Below are 15,584 nucleotides of genomic sequence, written 5' to 3'. Positions count from 1 at the left end.
GGCGGTCGCGCGAATGAGGGCGGTTAGGCCGTCCGGGCGATGACGTACCGGAAGATGTTCGGCAGCCAGACGGCCCCGTCACCCCGTTCGTACGGGTGAAGCGCCTCCGCCAGTTCCTTCTCCACCTGCACCGGGTCGGAGCACTCGTAAAGCCCGGTCGACAGCAGCCCGCGCACCGCGCTGTCCACGTCGGCGTACCCGAAGGGGCAGAACACCCGCCCCGACCCGTCCGGCACCAGGCCGGCCGCCGCCGCCATCGCGTCCAGGTCCCGCGCCGCCGGCCCGCCGCCCGGGACCGAGGGCACCGTGCACCGCTCCGCCGGACCCCAGTCCGCCAGCACCACGGCGCCGCCGGGCCGGCGCAGCGCCGGCAGGGCCGCGGCCAGGGCGCCCGGGGTGGGCGAGAAGGCCAGCAGTACGTCGTAGGGCACCGCGGGCGCCGGCGGGGCCGGGAGCACCTCCAGGAGGCGCTCCCGGGCCAGCGTCCGGCGTGCCGGATCCGGCTCCACACCCGTGGCCAGGGCTCCCCGGCCCGAGGCCAGCAGCAGGGCCAGTCCGGCCCCGCAGTCGAGGCCGAGCAGCCGGTCTCCCGGCCCGACCTCCAGCCGGTCGTAGACCGCCTCGTACAGCGGTACCAGCATCCGTTCCTGGATCTCCGCCCAGTCCCGCGCGACAAGCGTCGCCGTCGGCGTCGGTGTCATCGAAAGAGCGCTCCTGATTCCGTTTCGCCCCCATGCCCCCGTTGCCAGAGAACTCCCGTTTCGCCCCCGCGTCCAGAGGAGCGCGCCACCCGATTCACGTTCGCCGCCCCGGGCGCCGTACCATTCGCGCCATGGCAAAGGCACCCGTTCTCACCCCTCAGGCGGAGGATTTCCCCCGCTGGTACCAGGATCTGATCAACAAGGCCGAGCTGGCCGACAACGGTCCGGTACGCGGCACCATGGTCATCCGACCGTACGGCTACGGGCTGTGGGAGCGGATGCAGCAGGAGATGGACGCGCGCATCAAGGACGCGGGCGCCCAGAACGCGTACTTCCCGCTGTTCATCCCGCAGTCCTACCTGACGCGGGAAGCGGAGCACGTCGAGGGCTTCGCCCCCGAGCTCGCGGTCGTCACGCACGGCGGCGGCAAGGAGCTGGACGAGCCGGTCGTCGTCCGCCCCACCTCCGAGACGATCGTCAACGAGTACTTCTCCAAGTGGGTCCAGAGCTACCGCGACCTGCCCCTGCTGATCAACCAGTGGGCGAACGTGGTCCGCTGGGAGATGCGCCCGCGCGTGTTCCTCCGTACGAGCGAGTTCCTCTGGCAGGAGGGCCACACGGCCCACCTCTCCTACGAGGACGCCCGCGACTACGCCGCCCGCATCCACACGGACGTCTACGGCGACTTCATGACCAACGTGCTCGGCATCGACGTCGTGCTCGGCCGCAAGACCGCCAAGGAGCGCTTCGCCGGCGCCATCAACACCCTCACCCTCGAGGGCATGATGGGCGACGGCAAGGCCCTGCAGCTCGGCACCAGCCACGAGCTCGGCACCAACTTCGCCAAGGCCTTCAACACGCAGTACCTGTCGAAGGAGGGCAAGCAGGAGCTCGTCTGGCAGACCTCGTGGGGCGTCTCGACCCGCATGGTCGGCGGCCTGATCATGTCGCACGGCGACGACAACGGCCTGCGGGTCCCGCCGCGCCTCGCGCACGTCCAGGTCGTCGTCATGGCGATCAAGGGCGACGAGGCCGTGGCGAAGGTCCGCGAGCTGGGCGCCCAGCTCAAGGCCGCGGGCCTGCGGGTGTTCGTCGACGACCGCGTCGACACCCCCTTCGGCCGCCGCGCCGTGGACTGGGAGCTCAAGGGCGTACCGGTCCGCGTCGAGATCGGCCCCCGCGACCTGGAGGCCGGCACCGCGATGCTGGCCCGCCGGATCCCGGGCGGCAAGGAGGCCGTGCAGATCTCCGACCTCGCCGCCCTGCTGCCCAAGGTGCTGGAGGAGGACCAGGAGCAGCTGCTGCGCGAGTCCCGCGAGCGCCGCATCTCCCGTACCTCCGACGTCTCGACCATCGAGGAGGCCGCCGAGGCCGCCATCGCCGGTGGCTGGGCGCGGATCCCGTGGGCCGACCTCGGCCCCGAGGGCGAGGCGAAGCTCGCCGAGCAGGCCGTCTCCGTACGCTGCCTGATCGCCGAGGACGGGTCGGTCCCGCAGGCGGACGACGCCCCCGGCAACCTCGCGATCGTCGCGCGCTCGTACTAGCCGGTCCGGCTGAGGGCTCTCACGCCCCGGCGTGCGGCATCCGCCGCGCGCCGGGGGCTGTGTGGGGCGGTAGCCCTCACTACGTACCGACTCATCCTGAGATATGCGCACCCGTCCTCGTCGGGACGCATGAGACTGAACTGACTGGTACGTGCAAAAAATTTGGAATGGCCCGGAATCGGAACACCGGGGCACCCCGGCTCGTTGTCACGACGTGAGCACGACACCACCTGTTCTCGCCGCAGAGCTGGCGCAGGCGTGGGCCGATATTCAGCGGTACCACCCCGAGCTGCCTGACCTTGCCGCGCCCGAGTCCCTGATCGGAGAGTCCTCGTCCGCCTGCGGCGCCGAACTCTCCTTCGAGCGACTGCTGCACGAGGCAGTCCACGGAATCGCCGCAGCCCGCGGAGTGCGTGACACTTCGCGGGCCGGCCGCTACCACAACCGCAGGTTCCTCGCGATCGCCGAGGAGATGGGGCTGGACCACTCCGACGAGCCGCACGCGAGCAGCGGCTTCTCCCTCGTCTCGCTCAATCCCGAGGCGAAGAAGCGCTACCGCCCCACCATGGAGCGCCTCCAGCGCGCACTGAAGGCCCACACGGTCGCCACGGCCGCCGACACCAAGCGCAGCTTCCGCGGACCGGCCGCCCGGCACGGGTCATCCGGCGGCGGCGTCCGCGTCAAGGCGGTCTGCGACTGCGGGCGCAACGTGCGCGTGGTCCCGTCCGTGCTGGCTCAGGCCCCGATCGTGTGCGGAGGCTGCATGAAGCCCTTCCGCATCCCGGACGTGGCCATCGCGGTGGCCTCCTGACCCGGCGGGTGGCCCCGGTCCATGCGGGCGCGGCCTTCCGGCCGAGCGCGCCGCGGGCGTGTGGCACAATGGACAGCTGTACTCGACAGTCGCATAGGACCCCTCTCTCCTCCGGCTGACGCGTCCATCGGGCACCCGAGTACCGCAACCCCACGTGGCATCTCATGTGCCCAACCACGTCAAGTTCAGGAGACACCACTCCAGTGGCAGTCAAGATCAAGCTCAAGCGCCTCGGCAAGATTCGCCAGCCGCACTACCGCATCGTCGTCGCCGACGCCCGTACCCGTCGGGACGGTCGCGCGATCGAAGAGATCGGTATCTACCACCCGACGTACAACCCGTCGCGCATCGAGGTCAACGCCGAGCGTGCGCAGTACTGGCTGTCGGTCGGCGCCCAGCCCACCGAGGCTGTGCTCGCCATCCTGAAGCTCACCGGTGACTGGCAGGCGCACAAGGGCCTCCCGGCCCCCGCGCCGCTGCTGCAGCCGGCGACGAAGGAGAACAAGCGTCGCACCTTCGACGAGTTCGCCAAGGCCCTCGAGGGCATCGGCGAGGGCAAGGGCGAAGCCATCACCCAGAAGGCGAAGAAGGCCGACAAGAAGGCGGACGAGGCTGAGGCCGAGACCGCCGAGTCGACCGAGGCCTGAGCATGCTCGAGGAGGCTCTTGAGCACCTCGTGAAGGGCATCGTGGACAACCCCGACGAAGTGCAGGTCGCCTCGCGCAACCTGCGACGCGGGCAGGTGCTGGAGGTTCGGGTCCACCCCGACGACCTCGGCAAGGTGATCGGCCGCAACGGCCGCACCGCACGTGCTCTGCGTACCGTCGTGGGCGCCATCGGCGGCCGGGGGATCCGCGTCGACCTCGTCGACGTGGACCAGGTCCGCTGAGCAGTTGAATCACCGGCACGGGCCGGGGAGGGCATACGTGCCCGCCCCGGCCCGTCGTCGTCTGAACAGGAGAAAATGCAGTGGAGCTGGTAGTCGCGCGGATCGGCCGCGCCCACGGGATCAAGGGTGAGGTCACCGTCGAGGTGCGGACCGACGAGCCCGAGCTGCGGCTCGGGCCGGGTGCCGTGCTCCGGACCGACCCGGCGTCGGCGGGACCGCTGACGGTCGAGACGGGCCGGGTGCACAGCGGCAGGCTGATGCTGCGCTTCGCCGGGGTCAAGGACCGCACCGGCGCCGAGGCACTGCGCAACATCCTGCTCATCGCCGACGTGGACCCGGCGGAGCTGCCGGCCGAGGACGACGAGTACTACGACCACCAGCTGATGGACCTCGATGTCGTCCTGGAGGACGGCACCGTGATCGGCCGGATCACCGAGATCTCCCACCTGCCCTCGCAGGACCTCTTCATCGTCGAGCGGCCGGACGGCACCGAGGTGATGATCCCCTTCGTCGAGGAGATCGTCGCCGAGATCGACCTCGAAGAGCAGCGCTGCGTCATCACCCCGCCGCCCGGTCTCATCGACGAGCGCGAGGCGATCGTCGTCTCCACCCGGGACGAGGAAGCCGCGGAGTCGGAGTCGGAGTCGGACGGGGAAGGCGCCTGATGCGTCTCGACGTCGTCACGATCTTCCCGGAGTACCTCGAACCGCTCAACGTCTCCCTCGTCGGCAAGGCGCGGGCGCGCGGCCAGCTCGACGTGCACGTCCACGACCTGCGGGACTGGACGTACGACCGGCACAACACGGTGGACGACACCCCGTACGGCGGCGGTCCCGGCATGGTCATGAAGACCGAGCCGTGGGGCGAGGCCCTGGACGCGGCCCTGGCCGACGGCTACGAGTCAGGCGCGCACGGGCCCGTCATCGTCGTCCCCACCCCCAGCGGCCGGCCGTTCACCCAGGAACTGGCCGTCGAGCTCTCCGAACGCCCCTGGCTGATCTTCACCCCGGCCCGCTACGAGGGCATCGACCGCCGGGTCATGGACGAGTACGCCACGCGCCTCCCGGTCTACGAGGTGTCCATCGGCGACTACGTCCTGGCCGGTGGCGAGGCGGCCGTCCTGGTCGTCACCGAGGCCGTGGCCCGGCTGCTGCCCGGGGTGCTCGGCAACGCCGAATCGCACCGCGACGACTCCTTCGCGCCCGGGGACATGGCCAACCTGCTGGAGGGGCCCGTCTACACCAAGCCCCCCCAGTGGCGCGGCCACGGGATCCCGGACGTGCTGGTCAGCGGCCATCACGGCAAGATCGCCCGATGGCGCCGCGACGAGGCCTTCCGCCGTACGGCGGCCAACCGCCCGGATCTGATCGAGCGCTGCGAGGCCTCCGCCTTCGACAAGAAGGACCGCGAGCTGCTGAGCATCCTCGGCTGGAAGCCGTCCCCCGACGGCCGATTTTGGCGCAGGCCGCAGACCGTGGAAGAATAGGCGGCTGCTGTGTGCTCGCGTACGCCCCTGCCACAGGGGGACCGTCGTCCGCCGAGTCCCGCAGCTCCCGAATTCTCTCCGGAAACCCCGCATCGGCGACCTGTGGCGTCATGCGAAGAAAGCAGACGAATCACATGTCTCACCTGCTCGATGGCGTCAACGCCGCCACCCTGCGTTCGGACCTCCCGGCCTTCCGCCCGGGTGACACCGTCAACGTTCACGTCCGCGTGATCGAGGGCAACCGCTCGCGTATCCAGCAGTTCAAGGGTGTCGTCATCCGCCGCCAGGGCGCGGGCGTCTCCGAGACCTTCACGGTCCGCAAGGTCTCCTTCAGCGTCGGCGTGGAGCGTACCTTCCCGGTCCACTCCCCGATCTTCGAGAAGATCGAGCTCGTCACCCGCGGTGACGTGCGTCGCGCCAAGCTGTACTTCCTCCGTGAGCTCCGCGGCAAGGCCGCGAAGATCAAGGAGAAGCGCGACCGCTGATCTGCTCCCGGGGTTCAGGGGAAGGCCGGATAGGCTCGCCCCCGATGGACACCGAAGCACCTCACACGCAGCGCGGCCACTCTTCCCCCGACGAGGGGGAGGGGAGGTCGCGTTTCGTGTTTTCCGGAGCGGGTCCGGCCCCTGACGCGCAGCCGGCGGCGGACGCGGACGCGGCGGCGGCCACGGCCACGGCCCCGGACGCGGCGGCGGACCCGGATATGGCGGCGGACGCGGATACGGCGGCGGACGTGGACCCGGGCGCCGGCAAGGACGACCGGCTGAGCTGGCGGCGCGCCGGGCTGCTCGGCCTCGCCTGCACCGTCTTCCTGCTGCTGTTCAGCAATTTCGTGCTCCAGCCCTTCCTGATCCCGAGCCACTCGATGGAGCCGACGCTCGCCGTCGGGGACCGGGTCCTGGTCAACAAGCTGGCGTACCGTTTCGGCGACCGGCCGGAGCGCGGGGACGTCGTGGTCTTCGACGGCACGGGCTCCTTCGTGCAGGAGCACTCGGACGGGAGTCCGATCGGCGACGCCCTGCACGGGGCGGCCTCGGCGCTCGGGCTGGCCGAGCCCTCGGACACCGACTTCGTGAAGCGGGTCGTGGGCGTCGGCGGCGACGACGTGGTGTGCGACGAGCACGGCCGGATCAAGGTCAACGGGGTCCTGCTGGACGAGCCGTACCTCTTTCCCGGCGACTCCGGATCGAAAGTGCCGTTCCGTATCGTCGTGCCCCTTGGGAGCCTGTGGGTCATGGGTGATCATCGTTCCCAGTCCCGGGACTCCCGGGACCACCTCGGGGAGCCGGGCGGGGGGATGGTGCCGGTGGAGAAGGTGATCGGGCGGGCCGACTGGATCGGCTGGCCGGTGTCGCGCTGGGGTGCCGCGGGGTCCGCGGGAGGCGGCCGTGGGTAGCCGCGGACGCCCGCGGGGAGACCGGTACGAAGACCGCGAAGGCGCAGACGCGGAGCCGGAACCGGAGCCCGAGCCAAGGGCCGGGGCCGGGTCCGCGGAGCCCGGCAGCCGGGCCGAACGGCGTCGCCTCGCCCGCCGGGTGCGGCGCAGGCGGCGTACCCGCCGGGTGGGGGAGCTGCCCCTGCTCGTGGTGGTCGCGCTGTGCATCGCCCTGATCCTCAAGACCTTCCTCGTCCAGGCCTTCTTCATCCCGTCGGGCTCCATGGAACAGACGATCCGCATCGGCGACCGGGTCCTGGTGGACAAGCTCACCCCGTGGTTCGGCTCCGAGGTCGAGCGCGGCGACGTGGTCGTGTTCAAGGACCCGGGAGGCTGGCTGGGCGCCGACAGCGTCCAGCCGGCCGAGGACCCGGTGGGCATCAAGCAGATCAAGCAGACGCTCACCTTCATCGGCCTGCTGCCCTCGGCGAACGAACAGGACCTGATCAAGCGCGTCATCGGCGTCGGCGGGGACAGCGTGAAGTGCTGCGACGCCCGGGGACGGGTCAGCGTCAACGGCTCGCCGCTCGACGAGCCCTACGTCAACCCGGGCAACGCGCCCTCGGAGATCCGCTTCGAGGTGCGGGTGCCCGCCGGACGGATCTTCGTCATGGGCGACCACCGGGCGAATTCCGCCGACTCCCGCTACCACCTCGACGAGGCCTTCCACGGCACGATCGACATGAAGGACGTGGTCGGCCAGGCCGTGGTGATCGCCTGGCCCGTCGGGCACTGGCACCGGCTGGAACAGCCCGCCACCTTCCGGATGGTGCCCGACCAGGCGCGCGGCGGTCGCCGCGCGCCCCGTGGGCGCCGGGGCGGCTCCTCGTTCGCATAGTGTGTCCTTGGTCTCCCGCGCCCTAGGGAACTCCCGCTCGTTAGGGGAGGGGAGGGCCCGTACCTCATCAGGTCCGGGCGTCGATTTCCGAACGAGGAGTGGATGTGGGGGACGTGGCGGTTGGTGCACGGTCCGGACGCGACGAGGGCGGCGAGGAGCCGAACGACTCCTCAGGGCCCGATGCCGTCGAAAACGACGGCGACGCGCAGGACGGCGCCGCGGCACGCCCGCACCGGTCCTTCTGGAAGGAGCTTCCGCTCCTGGTCGGAATCGCCCTGCTGCTCGCTCTGCTGATCAAGACCTTCCTGGTGCAGGCGTTCTCGATCCCCTCCGACTCGATGCAGAACACCCTGCAGCGCGGCGACCGGGTGCTCGTGGACAAGCTGACGCCGTGGTTCGGATCGGAGCCCGAGCGCGGTGAGGTCGTGGTCTTCCACGACCCGTCGAGCTGGCTGAGCAACGAGTTCACCCCGGAACCCAACATCGCTCAGAAGGCCCTCAGCTGGATCGGCCTCATGCCGTCCGCCGAGGAGAAGGACCTGATCAAGCGCACGATCGCCATCGGCGGTGACACGGTCGAGTGCAAGAAGGGGGGACCGGTCATCGTCAACGGCAAGGAGCTCGACGAGCCGTACATCTACCCGGGCAACACCCCGTGCGACGACCTGCCCTTCGGTCCGCTCACCGTGCCCAAGGACAAGATCTGGGTGATGGGCGACCACCGTCAGAACTCGCAGGACTCCCGCTACCACCAGCAGGACTCCACCCAGGGCTTCGTGCCCGTCAGCGATGTCGTCGGACGCGCCGTGGTGGTCGCCTGGCCGATCACCCGCTGGTCGACCCTGCCGGTTCCCGACACCTACGACCAGCCGGGCATCGGCACGCAGACCAAGGCCACCGCGCTCGGTCTGGACGCCGCGGGGCTGGCGCCGGTCGGGCTCGGCCCCGCCGCGCTCGGGTTCGCCGGCGCGGTGCCGGTCGTGCTGTGGCGCAGGCGGAGGCTGACCGCGGGGCGTACCGACAGGTAGGGTGCCGCCCAGGTCGACGATCTCCGAGTGTGGGGGCGCTTGCAATGGGCGGAACACGAGCAATACGAGCAGGTGACGGCGATGGCCGCGGTGCTCTCGGCAGCGTGCTGTCGGGAATCGCCGTGGCCATCGGCTTTGTGCTCTTCCTCGGCGGGTTCGTGTGGGGAGCCGTCGTGTACCAGCCGTACACGGTGCCGACCGACTCGATGGTGCCGACGGTGAAGCCCGGAGACCGGATGCTGGCCCAGCGCATCGGCGGTGGCGAGGTGCGCCGCGGGGACGTGGTGGTCTTCAAGGACCGGCAGTGGAGCGATTCGCCGATGGTCAAGCGGGTCGTCGGGATCGGCGGGGACACGGTCAAGTGCTGTGGTGACGGCGGCCGGCTCACCGTGAACGGCAAGGAGCTGGACGAGCCGTACATCGAGACGGAGAAGCTCGACCTGGAGGGCGCTTCGGGCGGGGCCGCCTCCCGAACGCCGTTCGAGGTGACGGTGCCGGAGGGCAACCTCTTCCTGCTCGGCGACCGGCGCGGAGCCTCGCTGGACTCGCGCGCACACCTGGAGGAGGCCGGCCAGGGGACGGTGCCCCGCTCGGCGGTGATGGCCCGCGTCGACGCCGTCGCGTGGCCCGCCATGTCGATGGTGGAGCGGCCCAAGGCTTACGCCGCCCTGCCCGGCGGGACCTCGACGGCGGGGCCCCTGCTGCTCCAGGTGGCCGCGGTGGTGGTCGGCGCCGCCCTGGTCGTGCTCGGAGCCGCGTACGGGCCGGTCGTACGGGTCTTCGGGCGCGGGCGGAGGCGGGAGCCGGCCGATGCCCGCTGACGCGACGGCGGGGCCGGAGCCGGGGGCGGGTTCCGGGTCGGGCGGGCCGCGGAAGGTGGCGCGGGTGATCCTGCTGGACCCCGAGGACCGGATCCTGCTGCTGCGCGGCTTCGAGCCGGGAGACCCCGCGGACGACTGGTGGTTCACCCCGGGCGGCGGCCTGGAAGGGGCCGAGACCCGGGAACAGGCCGCGCTGCGCGAGCTCGCGGAGGAGACCGGGATCACCGACGTGGAACTGGGCCCGGTGCTGTGGCACCGGTACTGCTCGTTCCCCTTCGACGGGCGCCGCTGGGAGCAGGACGAGTGGTACTTCCTGGCCCGCACCAGCCAGACCGCGACGGTGCTGGGCGGCCTCACCGAGCTGGAGCGCCGCAGCGTCTCGGGCACCAGGTGGTGGACCTCCGAGGAACTTCTTGCGGCCCATGAGACGGTGTACCCGACCAGACTCGCAGAGCTGCTCCGCACGCTGCTCGACGACGGTCCCCCGGGTGCGCCCGTGAACCTGGCCCCGGAAATCGTTTAGGGGCGCACGGGCCTGGCGCACAATAGGGGGACGCACGGCTGAAGGGGAACATGCCATGAGTGCCGAGGACCTCGAGAAGTACGAGACCGAGATGGAGCTGAAGCTCTATCGCGAGTACCGCGACGTCGTCGGGCTGTTCAAGTATGTGATCGAGACCGAACGCCGTTTCTACCTCACCAACGACTACGAGATGCAGGTGCACTCGGTGCAGGGGGAGGTCTTTTTCGAGGTCTCGATGGCCGACGCGTGGGTCTGGGACATGTACAGGCCGGCTCGCTTCGTCAAGCAGGTGCGGGTGCTGACCTTCAAGGACGTGAACATCGAGGAGCTCAACAAGAGCGATCTCGAACTTCCGGGCAGCTGATCCCCTCCCTTCCTACGACCACTCCTTCGGCCGCTCCTCCGCCCCCTCCTCCGACCCTTTGTCCCTCGCCGGGGTGATGCGGTTGTCCACATCGCCCCGGCTGTCCACCAAGATCCACTGGGTGGGCGGGGGTGCGGGACCGTCGGTGTCGGAGGTGGTGCCGGATGAACGCGAAGGGCGTGGCACAGCAGGCATTGGGACGGTACGGCGAGGACCTCGCGACGCGGCGGCTCACCGAGGCCGGGATGACCGTGATCGCGCGGAACTGGCGGTGTCGCGGCGGGGAGATCGACATCGTCGCCCGGGACGGGGACGCCCTCGTCGTGTGCGAGGTCAAGACCCGGCGGGCGGGGGCGTTCGAACATCCCATGGCGGCGCTGCGGCCCGCCAAGGCCGAGCGCTTGCGCAGGCTCGCCGGGCGCTGGCTGGCCGACCACGGGGGACCACCCCCGGGCGGGGTGCGCATCGACCTCGTCGGGGTCCTCCTGCCGCGGCGCGGCGGGCCCGTGGTGGAGCACGTCAGGGGGGCGGCCTGATGGGGTTCGCGCGGGCCTGCTCGGTCGCCCTCGTGGGCGTCGACGGCGTGGTGGTGGAGGTGCAGGCGGACCTGGAGCCCGGGGTCGCCACCTTCGCCCTGGTGGGGCTGCCCGACAAGACCCTGATCGAGAGCCGGGACCGGGTCCGGGCGGCCGTCGTGAACTCGGGAGCCGCCTGGCCGCAGAAGAAGCTCACCGTCGGCCTCAGCCCGGCGTCGGTACCCAAGGGTGGCGCCGGCTTCGACCTCGCTGTCGCGGCCGCCGTCCTGGGCGCCGCCGAAGTGGTCGACCCCAAGGTGATCTCCGACCTCGTCCTCATCGGGGAACTGGGGCTCGACGGCCGGGTGCGTCCCGTCCGCGGGATCCTGCCGGCCGTGCTCGCCGCCGCCGAGGCCGGATACCGCCAGGTCGTGGTTCCCCAGCAGTGCGCCGCCGAGGCCATGCTCGTCCCGGACGTCTCGGTGCTCGGGGTCCGCAGCCTGCGGCAGCTGATCGCGGTGCTCACCGACGGGGAGGTCCCCGAGGAGGATCCGCCGGATCCGCCCGGGCGGCCGGACCCGATGCTCGCCGGGCTGGTGGTCCCCGGCGCCGGACTCGGCACGGGGGTGGCCCGCGACGGCGACGGGCGGGACTTCCCCGATCTCGCCGACGTCGCCGGACAGCACGCGGCACGCCGGGCCCTGGAGGTGGCGGCCGCCGGGGGTCACCACCTCTTCTTGAGCGGACCGCCGGGCGCGGGCAAGACGATGCTGGCCGAGCGGATCCCCTGGATCCTGCCCCCGCTCACCCGACAGGACTCACTGGAGGTCACGGCCGTCCACTCGGTCGCGGGAATCCTGCCCCCGGGCGAACCGCTCGTCGCCCGGCCCCCGTACTGCGCCCCGCACCACTCGGCGACCATGCAGTCCCTCGTCGGGGGAGGGGCCGGGGTGGCCAGGCCCGGAGCGGTGTCCCTGGCCCACAGGGGGGTGCTGTTCCTCGACGAAGCCGCGGAGTTCAGCACCAAGGCCCTGGACGCCCTGAGGCAGCCCCTCGAAGCGGGGCACGTGGTCATCGCCCGCGCCGCCGGGGTGGTACGGCTACCGGCCCGGTTCCTGATGGTGCTGGCCGCCAACCCCTGTCCCTGCGGGCGGCACACCCTGCACGGGACCGGATGCGACTGCCCGGCCTCGGTGGTCCGGCGCTACCAGGCCCGGCTGTCGGGGCCGTTGCTGGACCGGGTGGACCTGCGGGTGGAGGTCGAGCCGGTCACCCGCTCCGATCTGCTGGGGCGCGGCGGCCGAGGCGAAGCCACGGCAGAGGTCGCTTCCCGGGTGCGGGAGGCCCGTGACCGGGCGGCCGCGCGGCTCGACGGCACGCCCTGGCGGCTCAACGCGGAGGTGCCGGGCCATGAGCTGCGGACCCGCTGGCCGGCCGCGCCGGGAGCACTGGCCCAGGCCGAACGGGACCTCGAGCGGGGCCTGCTGACCGCGCGGGGGCTCGACCGGGTGCTCCGGGTCGCCTGGACGGTGGCCGACCTCAGGAGCCGGGACCGCCCCGACGCCCTGGACGTGGCGGTCGCCCTCGAACTGCGCACCGGGATCGCGCGCGGAGCCTCGGCGAGGCTGGGGGCCGCCTCATGACCGCCGCGGAGCCGCAGGAGGAGGCCGGGGCGGCGGCAGAGGAGGAGGCCGAGCCGGTGGCCGAGGCGGAGGCCGGGTGTGCGGGCGAGGTGCTCGCGCGGGCCGCGCTCACCCGGGTCCTGGAGCCCGGGGAGGAGCACGGCGGGCGCTGGCTGCGGACGTACGGGGCCGTCGGGCTGATACGGCTGCTGACCGGGCCCGAACCGGAGTCCGGGGCGCTGACCGGAGTCGGCGGCGAGCGGCTCGCCGGATACCGCCGCCGGGCCGCGGCGGCCGATCCCCGGCGGGACCTGGCCGCCGCCGCCGAGTGCGGGGGACGGTTCGTCTGCCCGGGGTCGGCGGAGTGGCCGAGTCAGCTGGACGACCTCGGCGACGCCCGGCCCGTCGGGCTGTGGGTGCGCGGCGGGCCGAGCCTGCGGGCCTGGGCGCTGCGCTCCGTGGCGGTGGTCGGGGCCCGCGCGTGTACCCCGTACGGGGCGCACATGGCCCAGGGTCTGGCCGGTGAACTCGCCGAGCACGGCTGGGTGGTCGTCTCGGGCGCCGCCTACGGGATCGACGGCGCCGCCCACCGCGGCGCCCTCGCCGCCGGCGGAGCCACGGTCGCCGTGCTGGCCTGCGGGGTGGACGTGCCCTACCCGCGCGGACACGCCGGACTGCTCGGCCGGATCGCCGCCCAGGGCCTGCTCCTCGGTGAGTTGCCCCCCGGCAGCCATCCCACGCCGAGCCGCTTCGTCCTGCGCAACCGCGTCATCGCCGCCCTGACCCGGGGCACCGTGGTCGTGGAGGCGGCCCACCGCAGCGGGTCCCTGGTCACCGCCCGGCGGGCCCAGGCGCTGGGGAGGATCACCATGGGCATCCCGGGCCCGGCCACCAGCGGACTCTCGGCCGGTGTGCACGAACTGCTGCGCGGCGAGGCCTCACTGGTTACCGACGCGGCGGAGGTGATCGAGCTGGTCGGCGCGATGGGGGAGCTGGCCCCCGAGCGGCGGGGCCCCGTGATCGCCCGGGACCTGTTGGGCCCCGGCGCGGTCCGGGTCCTCGAAGCCCTTCCGGCGGGTCGCCCCGCCGGCCTGGAGGAACTGGCCCTGGCGGCGGGCACCGGCACCGATGAAGTCATCGGCAGACTGTACGAACTTCACTCTCTGGGGTTCGTCGAACGGCAGGGCGACGGCTGGCAGTTGCTCTCGAGGCGGCCGAGAGGAGGAGCGGAAAGCGGAGCCACCCGGCGAGGCGGTCGTTGACCTGGGGCGTTCCGGTGAAAGAGTGAAGCCGATGAGAGACGCGGTCCTCCCGGTGGCACCCGCCGGGACCGTGCGCCAGGCGCCGGTCCCGGGTCGCCCGCGCGAGTCGGGGCGCCCTTGCGGGCCTGCGCGATCCCGTACTCTTCGCGCACCGCGACACTCCCGTCACGCTACGCTCCCAAGGAATCCGGCTCCGGCAAAGGCGAAGCATGCCCCAGCACACCTCAGGGTCCGACCGCGCTGCGGTGCCCCCCGCTGCGCGCGGCAGCGAGCGGTCCACCGCGCCCTCGTCGCTGGAGGTGCTGTGGCGCTCGTACAAGGACTCGGGTGACGAGCGGCTGCGGGAGCAGCTGATCCTGCATTACTCGCCCCTCGTGAAGTACGTGGCGGGCCGGGTCAGCGTCGGCCTGCCGCCCAATGTGGAGCAGGCCGATTTCGTCTCCTCCGGAGTCTTCGGACTGATCGACGCCATCGAGAAGTTCGACATCGAACGGTCCATCAAGTTCGAGACGTACGCGATCACCCGCATCCGCGGCGCGATGATCGACGAGCTGCGGGCCCTGGACTGGATCCCCCGCTCGGTGCGGCAGAAGGCGCGCGCCGTGGAACGCGCCTACGCCACGCTGGAGGCCCAGCTGCGGCGCACCCCGACCGAGCACGAGGTCGCCGGTGAGATGGGCATCGGAGTGGAGGATCTCCACGCCGTTTTCAGCCAGTTGTCGCTGGCGAACGTGGTCGCCCTGGAAGAGCTGCTGCACGTGGGCGGTGAGGGGGATCGGCTCTCCCTGATGGACACCCTGGAGGACACCGCCGCGGACGACCCGGTGGAGGTCGCGGAGGACCGGGAGTTGCGCCGGCTGCTGGCGCGGGCCATCAACACGCTGCCCGAGCGGGAGAAGACGGTGGTGACCCTCTACTACTACGAGGGGCTCACGCTCGCCGAGATCGGCAACGTCCTCGGGGTCACCGAGAGTCGCGTCAGCCAGATCCACACCAAGTCGGTCCTGCAGCTCAGGGCGAAGCTGGCGGACGTCGGGCGCTGACCCGCTGGTATCGGGCCGCGGGAGCGGAGGCGGGGGCCGGGACCGTGCGACGGCCTTGCGGTACATCCGTAGAGTGGACGCGTGCCCAGGATTCGAGCGGCCTCCGTGGCCGAGCACCGGTCGATGCAGCGCGGCGCCCTGTTGGACGCTGCCCGTTCCCTGCTGTCCGAAGGGGGGACGGAAGCGCTGACCTTCCCCGCCCTCGCCGAGAGGACCGGCCTCGCCCGGTCCTCCGTGTACGAGTACTTCCGGTCCCGCGCGGCCGTCGTCGAAGAGCTCTGCGCGGTGGACTTCCCCGTGTGGGCGGCCGAAATCGAGGCGGCGATGTCCGAGGCGCGGGAGCCGGAAGCGAAGATCGAGGCGTACGTGCGCAGCCAGCTCGGGCTGGTGGGGGACAAGCGGCACCGGGCGGTGGTGGCGATCTCGGCGAGCGAGCTGGACGCCGGGGCGCGGGAGAAGATCCGCGCGGCGCACGGGAGCCTCATCGCGATGATCGTGGAGGCGCTGGGCGCGCTGGGACAGGCGGAGCCGAGGCTGGCCGCGATGCTGCTCCAGGGCGTCGTGGACGCCGCCGTCCGGCGGATCGAGGCGGGCACGGGGGAAGACCCCGTCGTCGTCACGGACGCGGCGGTGGCCATGGCCCTGCGGGGCGTCGGGGGCTGACCCGCTCCGCGGCCGGCTCCGGGTCCCGGCGAGGGGCAG

At 71.9% G+C, this 15,584-nt stretch carries 19 protein-coding genes; 18 read left to right on the top strand and 1 reads right to left on the bottom strand.

The features are described from left to right. Positions 1 to 23: 23 nt before the first annotated feature. Positions 24 to 701, bottom strand: coding sequence for a class I SAM-dependent methyltransferase (locus ACIQV3_RS14085; RefSeq protein WP_403712661.1), 678 nt, complete (start codon positions 699 to 701; stop codon positions 24 to 26). A 131-nt stretch (positions 702 to 832) separates the two neighbouring features. Here ACIQV3_RS14085 and proS point away from each other — a divergent pair, with 131 nt between their 5' ends. The 18 genes from proS (at position 833) to ACIQV3_RS13995 (ending at position 15,545) form a co-directional block, all read left to right on the top strand. Further along, positions 833 to 2,245, top strand: a complete 1,413-nt coding sequence (gene proS, locus ACIQV3_RS14080) for a proline--tRNA ligase (protein ID WP_385433993.1) — start codon at positions 833 to 835, stop codon at positions 2,243 to 2,245. A 214-nt stretch (positions 2,246 to 2,459) separates the two neighbouring features. Beyond that, the gene (locus tag ACIQV3_RS14075) at positions 2,460 to 3,056 is read left to right on the top strand and encodes a hypothetical protein (protein ID WP_403712660.1); all 597 of its coding nucleotides are present in this window, start codon (positions 2,460 to 2,462) and stop codon (positions 3,054 to 3,056) included. A 203-nt stretch (positions 3,057 to 3,259) separates the two neighbouring features. Then, entirely contained in the window at positions 3,260 to 3,703 is a 444-nt protein-coding gene (rpsP, locus tag ACIQV3_RS14070) for a 30S ribosomal protein S16 (protein ID WP_403712659.1), read from the top strand. A gap of 2 nt (positions 3,704 to 3,705) precedes the next feature. After that, entirely contained in the window at positions 3,706 to 3,945 is a 240-nt protein-coding gene (locus ACIQV3_RS14065; protein ID WP_030011889.1) for an RNA-binding protein, read from the top strand. An 80-nt stretch (positions 3,946 to 4,025) separates the two neighbouring features. Further along, on the top strand, positions 4,026 to 4,610 hold the full coding sequence (rimM, locus tag ACIQV3_RS14060; RefSeq protein ID WP_403712658.1) for a ribosome maturation factor RimM: 585 nt from the start codon (positions 4,026 to 4,028) through the stop codon (positions 4,608 to 4,610). Then, positions 4,610 to 5,431 (top strand): tRNA (guanosine(37)-N1)-methyltransferase TrmD, encoded by an 822-nt coding sequence (trmD, locus tag ACIQV3_RS14055; protein ID WP_403712657.1) that lies wholly within the window; start codon positions 4,610 to 4,612, stop codon positions 5,429 to 5,431. Before rimM ends, trmD begins: the two co-directional genes overlap by 1 nt. 134 nt (positions 5,432 to 5,565) lie before the next feature. Further along, complete coding sequence (gene rplS, locus ACIQV3_RS14050) at positions 5,566 to 5,916, top strand: 50S ribosomal protein L19 (RefSeq protein WP_112450506.1); 351 nt, start codon at positions 5,566 to 5,568, stop codon at positions 5,914 to 5,916. Between the two features lie 218 nt (positions 5,917 to 6,134). Further along, positions 6,135 to 6,827, top strand: coding sequence for a signal peptidase I (gene lepB, locus ACIQV3_RS14045; RefSeq protein WP_403712874.1), 693 nt, complete (start codon positions 6,135 to 6,137; stop codon positions 6,825 to 6,827). 166 nt (positions 6,828 to 6,993) lie between these two features. Then, entirely contained in the window at positions 6,994 to 7,704 is a 711-nt protein-coding gene (gene lepB, locus ACIQV3_RS14040) for a signal peptidase I (RefSeq protein WP_403712656.1), read from the top strand. A 113-nt stretch (positions 7,705 to 7,817) separates the two neighbouring features. Further along, positions 7,818 to 8,732 carry a signal peptidase I gene (gene lepB / locus ACIQV3_RS14035; RefSeq protein WP_403712655.1) on the top strand — a complete coding sequence of 305 codons (915 nt, stop codon included), beginning with the start codon at positions 7,818 to 7,820 and terminating at the stop codon, positions 8,730 to 8,732. 44 nt (positions 8,733 to 8,776) lie between these two features. Beyond that, positions 8,777 to 9,553, top strand: a complete 777-nt coding sequence (gene lepB, locus ACIQV3_RS14030) for a signal peptidase I (RefSeq protein WP_403712654.1) — start codon at positions 8,777 to 8,779, stop codon at positions 9,551 to 9,553. Continuing rightward, positions 9,543 to 10,076, top strand: coding sequence for an NUDIX hydrolase (locus ACIQV3_RS14025; protein WP_403712653.1), 534 nt, complete (start codon positions 9,543 to 9,545; stop codon positions 10,074 to 10,076). Before lepB (ACIQV3_RS14030) ends, ACIQV3_RS14025 begins: the two co-directional genes overlap by 11 nt. 55 nt (positions 10,077 to 10,131) lie before the next feature. Continuing rightward, on the top strand, positions 10,132 to 10,440 hold the full coding sequence (locus ACIQV3_RS14020) for a DUF2469 domain-containing protein (protein ID WP_005311352.1): 309 nt from the start codon (positions 10,132 to 10,134) through the stop codon (positions 10,438 to 10,440). Positions 10,441 to 10,604: 164 nt separating this feature from the next. Continuing rightward, complete coding sequence (locus ACIQV3_RS14015; protein WP_403712652.1) at positions 10,605 to 10,976, top strand: YraN family protein; 372 nt, start codon at positions 10,605 to 10,607, stop codon at positions 10,974 to 10,976. Continuing rightward, positions 10,976 to 12,598, top strand: coding sequence for a YifB family Mg chelatase-like AAA ATPase (locus ACIQV3_RS14010; protein WP_403712651.1), 1,623 nt, complete (start codon positions 10,976 to 10,978; stop codon positions 12,596 to 12,598). Before ACIQV3_RS14015 ends, ACIQV3_RS14010 begins: the two co-directional genes overlap by 1 nt. Continuing rightward, positions 12,595 to 13,839, top strand: a complete 1,245-nt coding sequence (gene dprA / locus ACIQV3_RS14005; protein WP_403712650.1) for a DNA-processing protein DprA — start codon at positions 12,595 to 12,597, stop codon at positions 13,837 to 13,839. The genes ACIQV3_RS14010 and dprA overlap by 4 nt, the downstream gene beginning before the upstream one ends. Positions 13,840 to 14,048: 209 nt before the next feature. Continuing rightward, positions 14,049 to 14,882 carry an RNA polymerase sigma factor WhiG gene (gene whiG, locus ACIQV3_RS14000; RefSeq protein ID WP_403712649.1) on the top strand — a complete coding sequence of 278 codons (834 nt, stop codon included), beginning with the start codon at positions 14,049 to 14,051 and terminating at the stop codon, positions 14,880 to 14,882. A 105-nt stretch (positions 14,883 to 14,987) separates the two neighbouring features. Beyond that, positions 14,988 to 15,545, top strand: coding sequence for a TetR/AcrR family transcriptional regulator (locus ACIQV3_RS13995; RefSeq protein WP_403712873.1), 558 nt, complete (start codon positions 14,988 to 14,990; stop codon positions 15,543 to 15,545). The last annotated feature ends 39 nt before the right edge of the window (positions 15,546 to 15,584 follow it).

Origin of the sequence: Streptomyces sp. NPDC099050, from assembly GCF_044759865.1 — a bacterium.
GTDB lineage: Bacteria > Actinomycetota > Actinomycetes > Streptomycetales > Streptomycetaceae > Streptomyces.
This window is presented reverse-complemented; position numbering and strand designations above follow the sequence as displayed.

Coding starts and splice junctions, on each gene's coding strand:
- ACIQV3_RS14085 (WP_403712661.1), bottom strand. CDS start 701: ATGACACCGACGCCGACGGCGACGCTTGTCGCGCGGGACTGGGCGGAG.
- proS (WP_385433993.1), top strand. CDS start 833: ATGGCAAAGGCACCCGTTCTCACCCCTCAGGCGGAGGATTTCCCCCGC.
- ACIQV3_RS14065 (WP_030011889.1), top strand. CDS start 3,706: ATGCTCGAGGAGGCTCTTGAGCACCTCGTGAAGGGCATCGTGGACAAC.
- trmD (WP_403712657.1), top strand. CDS start 4,610: ATGCGTCTCGACGTCGTCACGATCTTCCCGGAGTACCTCGAACCGCTC.
- rplS (WP_112450506.1), top strand. CDS start 5,566: ATGTCTCACCTGCTCGATGGCGTCAACGCCGCCACCCTGCGTTCGGAC.
- lepB (WP_403712874.1), top strand. CDS start 6,135: ATGGCGGCGGACGCGGATACGGCGGCGGACGTGGACCCGGGCGCCGGC.
- lepB (WP_403712654.1), top strand. CDS start 8,777: ATGGGCGGAACACGAGCAATACGAGCAGGTGACGGCGATGGCCGCGGT.
- ACIQV3_RS14025 (WP_403712653.1), top strand. CDS start 9,543: ATGCCCGCTGACGCGACGGCGGGGCCGGAGCCGGGGGCGGGTTCCGGG.
- ACIQV3_RS14020 (WP_005311352.1), top strand. CDS start 10,132: ATGAGTGCCGAGGACCTCGAGAAGTACGAGACCGAGATGGAGCTGAAG.
- ACIQV3_RS14015 (WP_403712652.1), top strand. CDS start 10,605: ATGAACGCGAAGGGCGTGGCACAGCAGGCATTGGGACGGTACGGCGAG.
- ACIQV3_RS14010 (WP_403712651.1), top strand. CDS start 10,976: ATGGGGTTCGCGCGGGCCTGCTCGGTCGCCCTCGTGGGCGTCGACGGC.
- dprA (WP_403712650.1), top strand. CDS start 12,595: ATGACCGCCGCGGAGCCGCAGGAGGAGGCCGGGGCGGCGGCAGAGGAG.
- whiG (WP_403712649.1), top strand. CDS start 14,049: ATGCCCCAGCACACCTCAGGGTCCGACCGCGCTGCGGTGCCCCCCGCT.